Source organism: Rhodoferax sp. UBA5149 (assembly GCF_002413825.1).
Taxonomy (GTDB): Bacteria; Pseudomonadota; Gammaproteobacteria; order Burkholderiales; family Burkholderiaceae_C; genus Rhodoferax.
On the sequence record NZ_DHXT01000145.1, the window covers coordinates 1,912 to 17,607 of the forward strand.

The window sequence follows — 15,696 nt, forward strand, 5'->3', positions numbered from 1 at the left end:
AACACGTCGCCGACCTGCAGGTCGCCCTGCACATAGTCCACCACCAGACGATCTTCGACGCCCACGGCGCGCAGCAGCTGGTGCTTGAAGTCGGGGTGGTTCACCACGTGGTCTTGCGTCATCTGCAGGGTCTGGCCATCGCGCAACAGGTAGGCGCGCGAGTCACCGACATGGGCCAGCGCATAGGATTGGCCGCGCAACACCAAGGCGGTCAGCGTGGTCATGCCCATGGCCGGCTGGCGGCGCCGGTTGATGCCGGCCAGCCAGGCGTTCTGAGCCGAGATGATGCGGTCCAGCGCGACGGTGGTGTCCCAGGTCTCGGGCGTGCCGTAATAGTCGCGCAGCACGCTGATGACGGTGGTTTGCGCCGCCTCCTTGCCCATGCCGCCACGGCTCACGCCGTCGGCGACGGCGGCTATCGCGCCCATTTCCTCCAGCCCGCGCTCGGGCAGCATGGCCGCGCAGAAATCTTCGTTGATGTCTTTGCTGCCCGCCAAAGAGGTGAAGCCAATGTCTATTTCAAATGCCATGCACCAGCTCACGCAAGATTAATGCCCAAATTTGGTGCACTGCACCAAATCACGATCAACCCACCAGCATTTGCATGCTGCGCTCGTAATAGCCGGAGAGCCGCTCAAACACATCGAGCAGGGCTTCGCTGGCGCTGGCCAGTTGCGCCTGCCCCGCCGCTCGCCGGGCATCGGCGGCCCCGGCCTGCATTTTCTGCCAGCCCACGGCGGCGGCGTCCAGCGCGCCGCGGATGTCGGGCGTGCTCAGGGGAATATCGTTGAGATAGCTCAGGCCCTGCTCAAACCTCGCCTTGGACTCGGCCATGCCGACCTCACAGCGCGACCGCGTCGTGCCGTCGCCCAGCACCCCGAGCAGCGCGTATTTGGCAAAACGCTGCGACAACATGCGCTGGCGGCCCGCCATATTGAGCACATGCAGGGGCTCCACGGAACCGGCATTCTCCAGGTTGCCCGTCAGGCGTTCGGCATCCTGCAGCAACCGCTCGCCGAGCTCGTCGAGATGCGCCATCTGGTTGGCCTGGGGCTCCCCCTGCAAGCCCTGTTTCAGGCGGGTCCAGGTCAGCACGACCTGCCCCAGCAAGTCGCCAAAAGTGGGTTTGGAGAGGCTTTTCGCCAATAAGGCGAGGTTGCCATCGATGCGCTGCATGGAGTCTTTCAGGCACTCTTTATGGCTTGCCACCTGCACCCCGGCCAGCTGCAGCAGATACAGCTTGATCAGGCGCTGCGACAGCATGCGCAACTGCCCGGCACGGTTCACCGATTCGGCAAAGCGGGCCGAATGGATGATGTGCTGCGACACCTTGCCCAGACGCTGGTTGCTGTGCATGGAGGCGGTGCGCAGGATCTGGAACGCATCGTCGTCCGACACCTGGCGCGCCTGCATCAGGATGGCCTTGGCGCGCTCCACCAGCCGACGCTCCTCGAAGCGGCTGGAGACGTCGAGCAGCTCATCGCGCCGCGCCGTCTCAAAGCGGAAGCGGGCCTGCGCCAGGTGGACCAGCGAACGCAGGCGGGAGGCAGCATAGCCGTTGATGACATAGGCGTGAATGCCGGATTCGATGGCGCGCACGATGTTGTCGGCATCGCTGTCGCTGGTGAACACGATGACCGGGCGCGGCGAGGTCTCCGCGATGGTCTGGATTGCCTTGAACAGCGTCTCGCCGGGCAGCGGATCGTCGCAGATCAGCAAGTCTGGTGCATGGCGCACCACTTCCTGCACCAGTTTGCTGCGCTCGGCAACCACGCCAAGCACCTGGATGCCTGCCGCTTCGAGCTCCGGCAGCAGCAGCGCTGCGCCTGTCGTGCCGTTCAAATGTACCAACGCGGACGTCATAAAAATCAAGGATTCAAGAGGGAAGAAACGTGTACCCCATGCAAGTCGCGCACCAGGCGCGGCATGGTGCTTGGCACACACACGGTCACCCGATCATATGGCACACGTCTTGCATAGCAATGGGTGGGCGTGACGAAGCGTCCGACCCGGGCCACGGCGCCACGGGCTCTGCGCACAAGGACGTGCGCAAGGTATTTGCGAGGGTGAACCTGAGGGTGTGCCTCGCACCGGCTCCACAGCCGGGGTATCCATTTTCCCAGCCCCATTCCGGTGCCTATGCACCTTGTTGGCCCGCTGGCACGGGCCTTGCGCTCAATCAAGCGAATCAAATCTGGAGTAGCCGCGATGAAGAAATCAAAACTGGTGATGGTAGGCAATGGCATGGCGGGTGTTCGCACGCTTGAAGAACTGCTCAAGGTGGCCCCCGATCTCTATGACATCACGGTGTTCGGCGCCGAGCCGCACCCCAACTACAACCGCATTTTGCTGTCGCCGGTGCTGGCCGGTGAGCAGACCATCGACGAGATCGTGCTCAACTCGTGGGACTGGTACAAAGAGAACCACATCACCCTGCACGCCGGCTGGAAAGTCACTTCGGTGGACCGCGTCAAGCGCATCGTGCATGCCGAAAGCGGCACCGGCGAAAAAATCAGCGCCGAATACGACCGCCTGTTGATGTGCACCGGCTCCAACCCCTTCATCCTGCCAGTGCCCGGCAAGGATCTCGCAGGCGTCATTGCCTACCGCGACATCGCCGATACCAATGCCATGATCGAAGCCTCGCAGAAGTACAAAAACGCCGTCGTCATTGGTGGCGGCCTGCTCGGGCTGGAAGCCGCCAACGGGCTGATGCTGCGCGGCATGAACGTGACGGTGGTGCACGTGATGCCGACGCTGATGGAGCGCCAGCTCGACACCGTCGCGGGCAAGATGCTGCAGAAGTCGCTGGAAGATCGTGGCCTGAAGTTCCTGATTGGGGCCCAAACGCAGGAGCTGGTGGCCGGCGGAGATGACGGGAAAAGCGGCCGCGTCAAATTCATCCGATTCAAGGACGGCACTGAAGTGGCGGCTGATCTGGTGGTGATGGCGGTGGGCATTCGCCCCAACACCGAGCTGGCCGAAAAAATGCGCCTGCATTGCAACAAGGGCATCGTGGTCAACGACACCATGCAGACCACCACCGATGCGCGCATCTACTCGGTGGGCGAATGCGCGGCGCACCGTGGCATCGCCTACGGGCTGGTGGCGCCATTGTTTGAGCAGGCCAAGGTGGCGGCGAATCACCTGGCGCTGTTTGGCATTGGCCGCTACGTCGGCTCGTTGACCTCCACCAAGCTCAAGGTCACCGGCATCGACCTGTTTTCAGCCGGCGATTTCCAGGGTGGCGAGGGCACCGAAGAGCTGGTGCTGAGCGACCCCTTTGCGGGCGTCTACAAAAAGCTGGTGATCAAGGACGACAGATTAGTCGGCGCCTGCCTGTATGGCGACACGGTGGACGGCAGCTGGTACTTCAAGCTGCTGCGCGACGGCCGCAGCGTGAGCGACATTCGCGACAAGCTGATGTTTGGCGAATCCAACATCGGCGACACCGGTCACGAAGGCCACAACAAGGCCGCCAGCATGCCCGACGACGCCGAGGTCTGCGGCTGCAACGGCGTGACCAAGGGCACCATCTGCAAAACCATCAAGGAAAAAGGCCTGTTCACGCTGGACGAGGTGCGCAAGCACACCAAGGCCAGCGCCTCCTGCGGCTCTTGCACCGGGCTGGTGGAACAGATTCTGATGTTCACCGCCGGTGGCGACTATTCGGCCACGCCCAAGATGAAGGCGATGTGCGCCTGCACCGACCTGGGGCACCAGGCGGTGCGCGATGCCATCGTGGCCAACAAGCTGCTCACGGTGGCCGGTGTCTTCAACTTCATGGAATGGAAAACGCCCAATGGCTGCGCCTCCTGCCGCCCGGCCGTCAACTACTACCTGATCAGCAGCTGGCCCAAGGAAGCCAAGGACGATCCGCAAAGCCGCTTCATCAACGAGCGCAGCCACGCCAACATCCAGAAGGACGGCACTTATTCCGTCATTCCGCGCATGTGGGGCGGCGAGACCACGGCCAGCGAGCTGCGCCGCATTGCCGACGTGGTGGACAAATACAAAATTCCTACCGTCAAGGTCACCGGCGGCCAGCGCATCGATTTGCTCGGCGTCAAGAAAGAAGACCTGGCCAACGTCTGGAAAGACATCGGCATGCCCAGCGGTCACGCCTATGCCAAGGCACTGCGCACCGTCAAGACCTGCGTCGGCTCGGAATGGTGCCGCATGGGCACGCAGGACAGCACCCAGATGGGCAAGGACCTGGAACGTGCGATGTGGCGCATGTATGCCCCGCACAAGGTGAAATTTGCAGTCAGCGGCTGCCCGCGCAATTGCGCCGAGGCCGGCATCAAGGACGTCGGCATCATCGGCGTCGACAGCGGCTGGGAGATGTACATCGCGGGCAATGGCGGCATCAAGACCGAGGTGGCGCACTTCTTCACCAAGCTCAAGACGTCCGAGGAAGTGCTGGAGTACACCGGCGCCTTTTGTGAGCTCTACCGTCAGGAGGGCTGGTACCTGGAGCGCACCGTGCATTACGTCAACCGGGTCGGCCTGGACTATGTCAAGAAACGAATTCTGGAAGACGAAGCCGGGCGCAAGGCACTGTGGGCACGACTGCAGTTTGCGCTGGAGGGAGAACCCGATCCGTGGTTTGATTTCAAGGAAGCCGCGGTAGACACGCGCCAGTTCGACGCCATCGGGACCGCCGCATGAAACGCAGGCACTTCATCACCACCGTCGCCGCGGCCCCCTTCGTCAGCCTGAGCGGCCAACAGGCCCATGCGCAGGTGAGCGACCTGAGCGACGCCATCAACCAGGCAGGGCGCCAGCGCATGCTCAGCCAGCGCATGGGCAAGGCCTGGCTGGCCCTGGTGCAGGGCATTGAGACCAGCAACGCCCTGCAGGTGCTGGACAAGTCGGTGGCCTTGTTTGATCACCAGTTGCTGGACCTCAAGGCCTTTGCCCCGACCCCCGATATCAAGCGCACCTACAAGCAGCTGGATAGCGCCTGGAGCGACTACAAAACAGCCCTGGCCGGAACACCCCCTGACAAGCGTGCTGCGGCAGCCCTGCTACAACTCGACGCCAATGTGCTGGCACTGGCGCAGCAGGGCACGCAGCAGTATGAAGCGGTGTTGAACAAGCCCCTGGGCAAGTTGGTCAACATCGCGGGCCGCCAGCGCATGCTGAGCCAGCGCATGGCCAAGTTTTACCTGGCCGCAAGACTGCCGGTGCAAGCCGCCACCGCCACCGCCGAGATCAATAAAGCGCGTAGCGAGTTCGTCAGTGCCATGGCGTTGCTGCGCAATGCCCCCGAAGCCACCCCCCGCATCCGGGAAGAGCTGCTGCTGGCCGATGGCCAGTGGGTATTTTTCGATAACGCCTTGCAAAAGCTGGGTGATGTGCAGAGCAGCACAAAACCCCTGACCGAAGTGTTTGTGGCCAGCGAGAACCTGCTGAGCGTGATGGACCGGGTGACCGGACTGTATTCGGCCATCAAAACCTGATTTTTTATTGATGAAAACTGCCTCCAGCCCTCATGCAACGGGCGCAAGCAGCTATGAAAGGAATAGCAAAATGAGTGAATGGACCCCTATCTGCCGCGTGCAAGACATCCCCGTCTTGGGTTCACGCCGCGTGGCGCGCGCCCAAGGCCTCGACGTCGCCGTGTTTCGCAATGACGCTGGCGGCGTCTTTGCCCTGCTGGACCGCTGCCCGCACAAGGGCGGCCCGCTGTCGCAAGGCATTGTGTTCGGCACCAGCGTGGCCTGCCCGCTGCACAACTGGACCATCGGCCTGTGCACCGGCCAGGCTGCCGAGCCCGACGAGGGCTGCACACCGCGCTTTGCCGTGAAGGTGGAGGACGAGCAGGTGTTCCTGCAAAGCGCCGAGCTGGCCAGCCACGCCACCGACCTGACGCGCCCCATCGCCGGTCCCCAATGCAAAGAAAAAGTCAGCGCCTGACGGTCGTTCAAGCGCAGGAGAAGAAATGATATTCGGTCGAACAAATCGCAAGCCCATTTCCATTCCCTCCAAAGAGGTCAAGGAGTGGAAATACACCACCTGCAACTATTGCTCGACCGGCTGCGCCATTGAAATTGGACTCAATGACAAAGGCAAAATCGTCACCAGCCGCGGCCATGCCGGAGCCGACGTGAACCGCGGCAAACTCTGCATCAAAGGCCTGCTGGAGCACGAACTGTTCGACTCCCCCGGACGCGGCACCATGCCCTTGATGCGCGAGAAAGCCCACCTGCCGTTTCAACCGAGCAACTGGGACGCCGCGCTGAACAAGACAGCGGCCAAGATCAAGGAAATTCAGGATAAATACGGTCGTGATTCGTTTGCCATCGTCTCCACCGGCCAGCTGTTGACCGAGGAGTTTTACACCCTGGGCAAGCTGGTGCGCGGCCAGATTGGCAGCAACAACTACGACGGCAACACCACCCTGTGCATGGCCTCCGCGGTGTCGGGCTACAAGCGTTCCTTCGGCTCGGATGGGCCGCCGGGCTGCTACGACGACTTTGAGCACACCCACTGCTTCATGGCCTTCGGCTCCAACCTACCCGAACAGCACCCCATCATTTACTGGCGCCTGAAAGAAGCGCTGGAAAAGCGCAAGTTCCCGCTGATCGTGGTCGACCCGCGCGTCACCATGCTGGCCCAGTTTTCCGACATCCACCTGCCGATCACGCCGGGCACCGACACCGTGCTGATCAACGCCATGATGCACGTGATCTTCAAGGAAGGCCTGGAGGACAAGGACTACATCGCCCAGCACACCCAGGGCATTGACGCCTTGCGCGCCCTGGTCGCCGACTACGACCCGGTCACCGCCCAGCACGTGTGCGGCATTGACGAAGACCGCATTCGCACGGTGGCCCGCATTTACGCCAAGGCGCCCACCGCCATGAGCATCTGGACCATGGGCATCAACCAGTCCACCCACGGCTCGGACGGCGTGGTGGACATCAACAACCTGAACCTGATCACCGGCAACATCGGCATCCCTGGCGGCACCAGCCTGTCGATCACCGGCCAGTGCAACGCCATGGGCACGCGCGAGTGGTCGTCCTGCTCGGGCCTGCCGGGCTACCGCGCGCTGGAAAAAGAAAAAGACCGCAAGGTCGTGGCCGACTTCTGGGGCATTGACGAGAGCTTCTTCCCCACCAAACGCGGGCTGGCGCAGACCGATATTTTTCCGGCGATCGAGACCGGCGAAATCAAGGGCCTGTGGCTGATCGCGACCAACCCCATGACCTCGATGGCCAACCAGCCGCGCATTCGCAAGGCGATGGAGAACCTCGAATTCCTGGTGGTGCAAGACGTCTACGAGGACGTCGAGACCAACCAGTACGCCCACGTCTTTTTGCCCGCCGCCGTGTGGGCCGAAAAAGAAGGCTGCCACACCAACACCGAACGCCGGGTCAACCTCACGCGCAATGTCTTGCCGGCCTACGCCGACTCCAAGCCGGACTTGTGGATCTTCAACCAGATGGCCAAGCGCTTTACCGACCGCAACACCATCCATTTCCCGGAAACGGCCGAGGGCGCTTTCGAAGAAATGAAAATCCTGTCCAAGGGCGAAGGCCGCACCCTGGACATCTCGGGCATGAGCTACGACCGCATTGAAGCCGCGCGCGGCATCCAATGGCCGTACTCGGAAGCGCAAGCCCAGGCCGACACCGAAAAAATTGGCCAGTCAAACGCCTTTGACATGAAGCTGCGCCTGCCGTTTGACGGCGACCGGCGCCTCTACACCGACGGCGTGTTTCAGACCCCCACGGGCCGCGCCAACCTGATCCCGGTACGCTTCGTCAACAACAACGAGTGCCCCGACACCGAGTACCCGTTCTGGCTCAACTCGGGCCGCGTGGTGGAGCACTTCCACACCCGCACCCGCACCGGCAAGATCGGCAACTGCAACAAATTTTCACCCACGCCCTACATGGAGATGAACCCCGACGCCGCGGAAAAACTCGGCATCGAACACCAAAGCTATGTGCGCGTGGTGAGTCGCCGCGGCGATGCCGTGGTGATGGTGCAGCTCACGCAGCGGGTGGGCAGCGACATGTTGTTCATCCCCTTCCATTTTCACGATTGCGTGAACCGCTTGACGCTGGGCCTGCTGGACCCGCACTCACGCCAACCCGCGTTCAAACAAAATGCCGCGCGGGTTGAAAAAGTGGACCAGGCCGAGGCCGCGCGTTTAAACCTGGAACGCCGTGCGTTCTAAACACAAGGATAACTGCGATGAAAGACGACACGTTGCTGAAAAATGCCTTGGTGGCCGACCCGCTGATGAACAAGGGAGCGCTTCAGCCTGAACCCGTCGGCGGCTGCGGCAAGCCCGAGTGCGGCAGCGGCGGCTGCGGCTCCAAGAAGACGGTTGAGAAGAAAATCTGGGAAATCCGCACCGAAGAGCAGGTCTACGCGTTTCTGAACGACAAGACCCATGCCGACACCAATCGCTACGGCCAGAAGATTGACCTGATTGACCACACGCAAAACAAGTTGCCGGTCGGTCGCTCCATGTTCATCAACGAGAACCCGGCGGTCGGCAGCAACCCGAATCGCAACAAGCAGCACGGCTTCTTTTTCACGGCAGACAACTGCATCGGCTGCCACGCCTGCGAAGCGGCGTGCAGCGAGAAAAACAACAACCCGGCCCACCTGGCATTCCGCTCGGTCGGCTATGTGGAGGGCGGCAGCTACCCCGACTACAAGCGCATGAACATCTCCATGGCCTGCAACCATTGCGATGACCCGGTCTGCCTCAAGGGTTGCCCGACCCGCGCCTACACCAAGCATGTGGAATACGGCGCCGTGCTGCAAGACCCGGAAACCTGCTTTGGCTGCGGCTACTGCACCTGGGTCTGCCCCTACAACGCGCCGCAGCTCGACCCGGTCAAGGGCCAGGTCTCCAAGTGCAATATGTGCGTGGACCGGCTGGAAGTGGGCTTGAAGCCCGCTTGCGTGTCGGCCTGCGTGGGCAATGCGCTGGACTTTGGTGTCATCGAAAACATCCCCGGCGGGCGTGAACAAGCCCGCGTCGAGATCCCCGGCTTCCCCTCACCCGAAATCACGCAGCCCAATATCCGCTTCCAACAAATCAAGCAGATGCCGGACGAGATGCGCCGCACCGATTCCATGCCGGTGAAATACCACAAGGACGCGGCGGGCCGCTACCGCCCCGCCATTGACCAGAAGAAAGGCAAAGCCAAACACTGGAACATGGCGCGCCTGAGTTCACGCGAGAACCCGCTGGTGCTGTTCACGCTGGCCGCGCAAACGGCGGCTGGCGCCTTTGCGCTGGCCTTCCTTGGCGCGCAGGCGGGCTTGACCGGTTTCACCGGCTTTGCCCAGTCGGCGCTGTATGCACCGCTGGCCATCGTCTGCTTCCTGCTGGTCGCCTTTGGCTTGTTCATGTCCACCATGCACCTGGGAAAACCACAGCGCTTTTACCGCGGCTTCAACAACCTGCGCCACTCGCCAGTGTCGCGTGAAGGCCTGGGCATTGCCATCTTCATGGGCGCGCTTGGCATGCATATCTTGTTCAGCCTGCCGGGCAACACCTTGGTGCAGTCCCTGTTCAGCGCCGTGTTTTCCCGCGACATCAACGCGCTGATCAGCGCCGACCGCGCCGCTGCCGTGGCCCGCGTGTTTGGCTATTCTGCGGTGCTGGGCAGCGCCGCCGGCCTGTACTACATGACGCGTTGCTACCGCATCAAGGCCCGGCCATTCTGGAACCATTGGCAAGTCGGCACCGCCTTCGTGGGCAGCATGTTGTCCCTGGGTTCTCTGGTGGCGGGCGTGGTGGTCATTTCCACGCTGGCCTTCGCCGGGGAAAACTACCTGAATGTGACGCTGGTCTGCGCCGGCGTATTGAGTCTGGGCATGCTGATCGAAGGGGTGGGGCATGCAGCGCATGGCCGCGAGATGGGCCGGGCCGAGCATGAAGGCGGCGCGTCCTACTATGTGCAGACCACCACATTCGGCAAAACCTATGTGCTGCGCAACACCTTGCTGGGTCTGAACCTGCTCTTGGTCTTTGGCCTGTTGAGCAGCATGCTGGCCTTCAATACCGTCAATGTCTATACGCTGCTGGGCCTAGCCCTGGTCGGCGCCACCTTGATTGCCACCAGCGTGATGGGCCGTGCCCTGTTTTACGTGCTGGTGATCCCCACCACCATGCCCGGTGCCTTTTTCTGGAAGAACAAGGGCTTTGAAGAGCACGCTCGGGATATCGGCCTGGCCAATATGCCGCAAGTGGGCGTGGCGCCTCTGCGGCACTGAGCCGGAATCAAGCCATGCAACTCGAAGACTTGCTCCTGAAAACCTGCGTCATCGGCGTGTCCTACTTTGACCTGCAAGGCGAACTGATGAAGCAAAACCAGTACGCCGGGCAGGTGCTCAAGGTGGATGCGGAGCAAGGCATCTCCATCGCCCTGCGCCACGCGGACCCCGCGGTGGCGGCCGCCGATTTCATTTTGCCGCCCCAGCTGGATGCCTGGTTCAAGGCGCCGCCTGGGCAATACCGGCATGCGCCCTCAGGTGTTGATATGGAAAACCCCGACTACCTGGTGACCTGGAACGTCTACCGCACGCAGGACAACACGGCCGACGGCCAGCATGAGTGGTGGGAGTGGGTGCCCAACACCGAGCGCCCGCAAGTCGGGCAAAGCATGGACGCGCACCCGGCCCACCGGCAAGCGCCACCGCACTGACTTCATGGGCGGCCCCGGCGTGGGAGCTTGCGCATATTCACCGACAATCGCACCCTATGGGAATTGGTCAATACATCAAGGTCATCGGACGCGGCAAGGATGGCGCACGGTCACTGTCGCGCGAGCATGCAGCGGATCTGTTCGCCCAGGTGCTGGACGTCAGCGTGACCGATCTGGAAATTGGCGCGTTTTGCCTGGCCATGCGCATCAAGGGCGAAACGCCGCAGGAGATGGCGGGCTTTCTGGATGCCACCCATCAGCGCCTGTCGCACCTGCCTGCCGGCGACACGCCCGTCATCGTCATTCCCAGCTACAACGGCGCGCGCAAGCTGCCGGTGCTGACACCGCTGCTGGCGCTGCTGTTGGCGCGCGAAGGCTTGCCGGTGCTGATCCACGGCACGGCCACCGAGTCCACCCGTGTTTATACGTCAAAAGTGCTGCTAGCCCTCGACATACCTGCGCAAGTAGCTATTAAATCAATAGCACCTGGCGAGGTGGTGTTCGCGCCCACGGCGCTCTTGTGTCCCGGCCTGCAGCGCCTGCTGGACGTGCGTCGCGTGGTGGGCGTGCGCAACTCGGCTCACAGCCTGGTCAAGCTCATGAACCCCTGCGTCGGCAAGAGCCTGCTGGTGAGCAGCTACACGCACCCCGAGTACGCCGAGTCGATGGCGGCCACCTTCGAGCTGATCCAGGCCAATGCCTTGCTGCTGCGCGGCACCGAAGGCGAAGCCGTGGCGGACCCGCGCCGCGTGCCGCGCATGCAAGGCTTTGTGGCCGGTTGCCCGGTGGCCCTGCAGGAGGCCCAAAGCGGCACGCTCACCGCCCTGCCCGATCTGCCCCAAGCGATTGATGCCGACAGCACCGCCGCCTATATTCGACAGGTCATGGCCGGTGACATGCCGGTGCCACCGCCGATTGCGCAGCAGGTGGCACATATCCTGCATCTGCTTGAGCAGCTATGAGGACTGAAGAAAAAAACCATCGGATCACTGGCTTCCCCGTACCGGGCACGCGCCAAACCCGCTCCACCTGCCCCTACTGCGGCGTGGGCTGCGGCGTGCTGATCGAGTCACGCGGCGGCCAGATCACCGACGTCAAGGGCGACCCCGATCATCCCGCCAACTTCGGACGCCTGTGCACCAAGGGCGCCACCCTGCACCTGACCGCCAGCGCCGCGGTCACCGCGCAAACCCGGCTGCTGCAACCGATGCAGCGCCTGCAACGGGGCGCGGCGCCGCAGGCGCTGAGCTGGGACGCGGCGCTCGACAGCGCGAGCCAGCGCTTTGCGCAAATCATCGAACAAAGCGGGCCCGATGCGGTCGGGTTTTATATCTCCGGCCAGTTGCTGACCGAGGACTACTACGTCTTCAACAAGCTGGCCAAGGGCCTGATGGGCACCAACAACGTCGACAGCAACTCGCGCCTGTGCATGAGCANNGGGGGGGGGGGGGGTGGCGGCGCGGGCGCTCTGGGGGGGGACAAGAGGGGCCCCCCCCCCCCCCCCCCCCCGCGACCCTGCAGGCAACGTCTTTTGCTCTTCGATAGAAGACAACCCCGGTGGCTGCAAGGCGGGGGTGGGTGGGTGCAGCGGCGCCTATGCAGCGCTGAGCATCGCAGCGCAGCGGGGGGAGTCCGCCGTACCCGGCGGACCGGCGAGAAGGATTTATGCGGTGCCGCGTTCAGCGGCACTCAGCGAAGCCATCGCAGCCGCCCCGCGGAGCGAGAAGCGCAAGGCACCCGCAGCGCAGCGAAGGGCGCTGCATCGAAGCCGCTTCGCCCATCCGCCCCCGCCTTGCCCGCACCATCGCCTGCAGGAACCAGCGCAGTAGCGCACTTGACATGACCACCGCGACCACGCCACCGAGCGAGACCCGCTCGACCTGCCCCTACTGCGGCGTCGGCTGCGGCGTGATCATCGAATCGCAAGCGGGGCAGATCACCGGCGTACGCGGCGACCCGGACCACCCCGCAAACTTCGGGCGCCTGTGCACCAAGGGCAGCACGCTGCATCTCACAGCCACCCGCACCATCGCGATGCACACGCGCCTGCTGCAACCGCAACTGCGCACCCGCCGCGATGCACCGCGCGCGGTCATCGACTGGAACACCGCGCTCGACACCGCGGCCGACCGCTTCGCGAGCACCGTGCGCACGCATGGCCCCGACGCCGTCGGCTTCTACCTCTCGGGCCAGTTGCTGACCGAGGACTACTACGTCTTCAACAAGCTCGCCAAGGGCCTGATCGGCACCAACAACGTCGACACCAACTCGCGCCTGTGCATGAGCAGCGCCGTGGCCGGCTACAAGCAGACCCTGGGCGCCGACGCGCCACCGGCCTGCTACGAGGACCTCGACCACGCGCAATGCATCTTCATCGCCGGCTCCAACACGGCGTATGCGCACCCGATTTTGTTTCGGCGCATGGAAGACGCCAGGCGCCAACGTGCCGCGGGCGGCCCGCCACTCAAAATCATCGTGGTGGACCCGCGCAAGACCGACACCGCGCAGATGGCCGACCTGCACCTGGCGCTGCAACCCGGCACCGATGTGGCGCTGTTCAACGGCATGTTGCACCTGATGCTGCGCGAGGGCTGGGTCGATCAGGCCTTTATCGCCGCCCACACGCAAGGCTTTGAGGCGCTGCAGGCCACCGTGCGCGATTACCCGCCCGAGCGCGTGAGCCAGCTTTGCGGCATCCACCCCGCCGACCTGCTGGAAGCGGCGCGCTGCTTTGCCACCGCCCCGGCCACGCTCAGCCTGTACTGCCAGGGTCTGAACCAGTCCAGCAGCGGCACCGCCAAGAACACGGCTCTCATCAACCTGCACCTGGCCACCGGCCAGATCGGCAAGCGCGGCGCCGGGCCTTTGTCGCTGACCGGCCAGGGCAACGCCATGGGCGGGCGCGAGGTCGGCGGCATGGCAAATCTGCTCAGCGCGCACCGCGATCTGGGCAACGCCCAGCACCGCGCCGAAGTCGCCGCCCTGTGGGGTGTGCCGGAGGTACCGTCCCAGCCCGGCAAGACCGCCGTCGAGATGTTTCAGGCCGCCGCCGACGGTGAAATCCGCGCCCTGTGGATTGCCTGCACCAACCCAGCGCAAAGCATGCCCGACCAGGCCACGGTGCGCCGCGCCCTGCAGCGCGCCGAGTTTGTCGTGGTGCAAGAGGCCTTCGCCACCACCGCCACCTGTGCTTTTGCGGATCTGCTGCTGCCCGCCACCAGCTGGGGCGAGAAGGACGGCACCGTCACCAACAGCGAGCGCCGCATCTCGCGCGTGCGCGCCGCCGTCGCAGCGCCGGGCCAGGCCCGCCACGACTGGCAAATCGCCGTCGATTTCGCAAGGCGCTTGCCCGGCGGTGCCGCCTTGTTCCCCTACCAAAACCCCGAGTCCATCTGGCTCGAACACCGTGAATCGACGCGCGGGCGCGACCTCGACATCACCGGTCTGTCCTACGCCATGCTGGAACAAGCGCCCCGGCAATGGCCTTTGAAAGAAGGCGCCACCCAGGGCCAGGCCAGACTCTACGAAGACGGCATCTTCCCCACCCCCGATGGGCGGGCGCGCTTTGTCAGCAGCGCGTACAGAGAAGTCGCCGAGCCGCGCGAGTCGCGCTATCCGTTCTCGCTGACCACCGGCCGCCTGCGCGACCAATGGCACGGCATGAGCCGCACCGGCACGCTGGGGCGCCTGTTTGGCCACGTCAGCGAGCCGGCGGTTCAGATGAACCCGCAAGACATGGCAAGCCGCCAGCTCAAGGACGGCGACCTGGTTTACGTCACCAGCAAACGCGGCACGATTCTGCTGCAGGCGCAAGACAGCGCCGAGATCCGCGTGAACCAGGCCTTCATCGCCCAGCATTGGGGCGAGGAATTCCTGAGCGGCAGTGCCAGCACCGGGCAACGGCTGGCCGGCGTCAACGCCCTCACCAGCTCGGCTTTTTGCCCCGACTCCAAACAACCCGAGTTCAAGCACAGCGCGGTCAAGATCCTCAGGGCCGATATGCCCTGGTCGCTGCTGGCCATGGCCTGGCTGCCCCTTCAGCGGATGCTGTCGGCGCGCGCAGAGCTGCAGGCATTGATGGACCGGTTTCCGTTTGCCAGTTGCACCCCTTTCTCCAACAACGCCCCGTTGGACGCCCCAACGCGTGAACGCAGTGGCGTGCTGTTTCGCGCGGCAGGCCACGACGCGCCAGCCGACGCCTTGCTGCAACAGATCGAAGCCATTCTGAACCTGGCCGGGTCCGATGTCCTGCGCTACGCCGACAAAAAACGCGGCCAACGCCGCGCGGTGAATCTGGCGCACGATGTCAGGGATACCACGCTGGAAGGTTTCATGCTGGCCGGTGACACCAGTGCCCAGGGCTGGATCAAGACCTTGCTGCAGGACGAACTGCCGGCCCAAGCCTATGGCCGCGCACTGCTGGTGCCGGGTGCCAAACCGCCCACCGCCGTTCAGTCGCGCGGCAAGCAGGTCTGCGTCTGCTTCAATGTGGCCGACGTGGCGATTGACGACTATCTGGGGCGTTGCAGCGGCTCAGTCGAAGAACGCCTGGCATCGCTGCAAAGCAGCTTGAAATGCGGCACCAACTGCGGCTCCTGTGTGCCTGAACTGCGCAGATTGGTGCGTGCCAGCCTGCCTGCGTGATAGCAGCGGCGTGTCGATTCGCTACGACAGGCGCTGGCGCAGCGACGCCCCGTCTACACTGCGCCCCATGCAAAAATTTGACGTCGTGATCGTGGGTGCCGGGGCCGCGGGGCTGTTTTGTGCGGGCGTGGCCGGGCAGTTGGGCCTCAAGGTGCTGCTGGTCGATCACAGCGAAAAAGTGGCGGAAAAAATCCGCATTTCGGGCGGCGGGCGCTGCAACTTCACCAACCGCGACACCACAGCGGCCAACTTCCTGAGCGACAACCCGCGCTTTTGCCGCTCCGTCCTGTCGCGCTATACGCCGCATGACTTCGTGGCCCTGCTGCAGCGGCACCAGATACCGTTCCACGAAAAGCACAAGGGCCAG

The 15,696-nt window shown here is 63.6% G+C and carries 11 protein-coding genes and 1 pseudogene; 10 read left to right on the forward strand and 2 right to left on the reverse strand.

Features of this window, described 5'->3' with window-relative positions; translation table 11 throughout:
• Both B3V69_RS12475 and B3V69_RS12480 read right to left on the reverse strand, forming a co-directional pair.
• Positions 1-530, reverse strand: a 530-nt coding sequence (locus B3V69_RS12475; protein WP_296447005.1) for a PP2C family protein-serine/threonine phosphatase, incomplete at its 3' end; no start/stop codon positions are given.
• Positions 531-585: 55 nt separating this feature from the next.
• Positions 586-1,863, reverse strand: coding sequence for a type IV pili methyl-accepting chemotaxis transducer N-terminal domain-containing protein (locus B3V69_RS12480; protein ID WP_296447007.1), 1,278 nt, complete (start codon positions 1,861-1,863; stop codon positions 586-588).
• 345 nt (positions 1,864-2,208) lie between these two features.
• Here B3V69_RS12480 and nirB point away from each other — a divergent pair, with 345 nt between their 5' ends.
• The 10 genes and pseudogenes from nirB to B3V69_RS12530 all read left to right on the forward strand — a co-directional run.
• Complete coding sequence (gene nirB / locus B3V69_RS12485) at positions 2,209-4,671, forward strand: nitrite reductase large subunit NirB (RefSeq protein WP_296447009.1); 2,463 nt, start codon at positions 2,209-2,211, stop codon at positions 4,669-4,671.
• Positions 4,668-5,465 (forward strand): type IV pili methyl-accepting chemotaxis transducer N-terminal domain-containing protein, encoded by a 798-nt coding sequence (locus B3V69_RS12490; protein WP_296447012.1) that lies wholly within the window; start codon positions 4,668-4,670, stop codon positions 5,463-5,465. The genes nirB and B3V69_RS12490 overlap by 4 nt, the downstream gene beginning before the upstream one ends.
• Before the next feature lie 70 nt (positions 5,466-5,535).
• Positions 5,536-5,922, forward strand: coding sequence for a nitrite reductase small subunit NirD (nirD, locus tag B3V69_RS12495; protein ID WP_296447013.1), 387 nt, complete (start codon positions 5,536-5,538; stop codon positions 5,920-5,922).
• A 25-nt stretch (positions 5,923-5,947) separates the two neighbouring features.
• Entirely contained in the window at positions 5,948-8,194 is a 2,247-nt protein-coding gene (locus B3V69_RS12500; RefSeq protein ID WP_296447015.1) for a molybdopterin oxidoreductase family protein, read from the forward strand.
• 17 nt (positions 8,195-8,211) lie between these two features.
• Positions 8,212-10,254, forward strand: coding sequence for a DmsC/YnfH family molybdoenzyme membrane anchor subunit (locus tag B3V69_RS12505; protein ID WP_296447017.1), 2,043 nt, complete (start codon positions 8,212-8,214; stop codon positions 10,252-10,254).
• 14 nt (positions 10,255-10,268) lie between these two features.
• Positions 10,269-10,685 carry a hypothetical protein gene (locus B3V69_RS12510; protein WP_296447019.1) on the forward strand — a complete coding sequence of 139 codons (417 nt, stop codon included), beginning with the start codon at positions 10,269-10,271 and terminating at the stop codon, positions 10,683-10,685.
• Positions 10,686-10,741: 56 nt separating this feature from the next.
• Entirely contained in the window at positions 10,742-11,647 is a 906-nt protein-coding gene (ybiB, locus tag B3V69_RS12515; RefSeq protein WP_296447020.1) for a DNA-binding protein YbiB, read from the forward strand.
• Positions 11,644-12,135 (forward strand): annotated as a pseudogene (locus tag B3V69_RS12520) (molybdopterin-dependent oxidoreductase); the annotation flags it as partial. The gene ybiB and the pseudogene B3V69_RS12520, both read left to right, overlap by 4 nt.
• A 389-nt stretch (positions 12,136-12,524) precedes the next feature.
• Positions 12,525-15,329 (forward strand): nitrate reductase, encoded by a 2,805-nt coding sequence (locus B3V69_RS12525; protein ID WP_296447021.1) that lies wholly within the window; start codon positions 12,525-12,527, stop codon positions 15,327-15,329.
• A 67-nt stretch (positions 15,330-15,396) separates the two neighbouring features.
• The coding region (locus B3V69_RS12530) for an NAD(P)/FAD-dependent oxidoreductase (protein WP_296447023.1) at positions 15,397-15,696 on the forward strand (300 nt) is incomplete at its 3' end.

What these genes read in the sequence shown, in the direction of transcription:
- B3V69_RS12505 (WP_296447017.1), top strand. Translation starts at nt 8,212, where the DNA reads ATGAAAGACGACACGTTGCTGAAAAATGCCTTGGTGGCCGACCCGCTG.
- B3V69_RS12510 (WP_296447019.1), top strand. Translation starts at nt 10,269, where the DNA reads ATGCAACTCGAAGACTTGCTCCTGAAAACCTGCGTCATCGGCGTGTCC.
- nirB (WP_296447009.1), top strand. Translation starts at nt 2,209, where the DNA reads ATGAAGAAATCAAAACTGGTGATGGTAGGCAATGGCATGGCGGGTGTT.
- B3V69_RS12525 (WP_296447021.1), top strand. Translation starts at nt 12,525, where the DNA reads ATGACCACCGCGACCACGCCACCGAGCGAGACCCGCTCGACCTGCCCC.
- ybiB (WP_296447020.1), top strand. Translation starts at nt 10,742, where the DNA reads ATGGGAATTGGTCAATACATCAAGGTCATCGGACGCGGCAAGGATGGC.
- B3V69_RS12500 (WP_296447015.1), top strand. Translation starts at nt 5,948, where the DNA reads ATGATATTCGGTCGAACAAATCGCAAGCCCATTTCCATTCCCTCCAAA.
- nirD (WP_296447013.1), top strand. Translation starts at nt 5,536, where the DNA reads ATGAGTGAATGGACCCCTATCTGCCGCGTGCAAGACATCCCCGTCTTG.
- B3V69_RS12490 (WP_296447012.1), top strand. Translation starts at nt 4,668, where the DNA reads ATGAAACGCAGGCACTTCATCACCACCGTCGCCGCGGCCCCCTTCGTC.
- B3V69_RS12480 (WP_296447007.1), bottom strand. Translation starts at nt 1,863, where the DNA reads ATGACGTCCGCGTTGGTACATTTGAACGGCACGACAGGCGCAGCGCTG.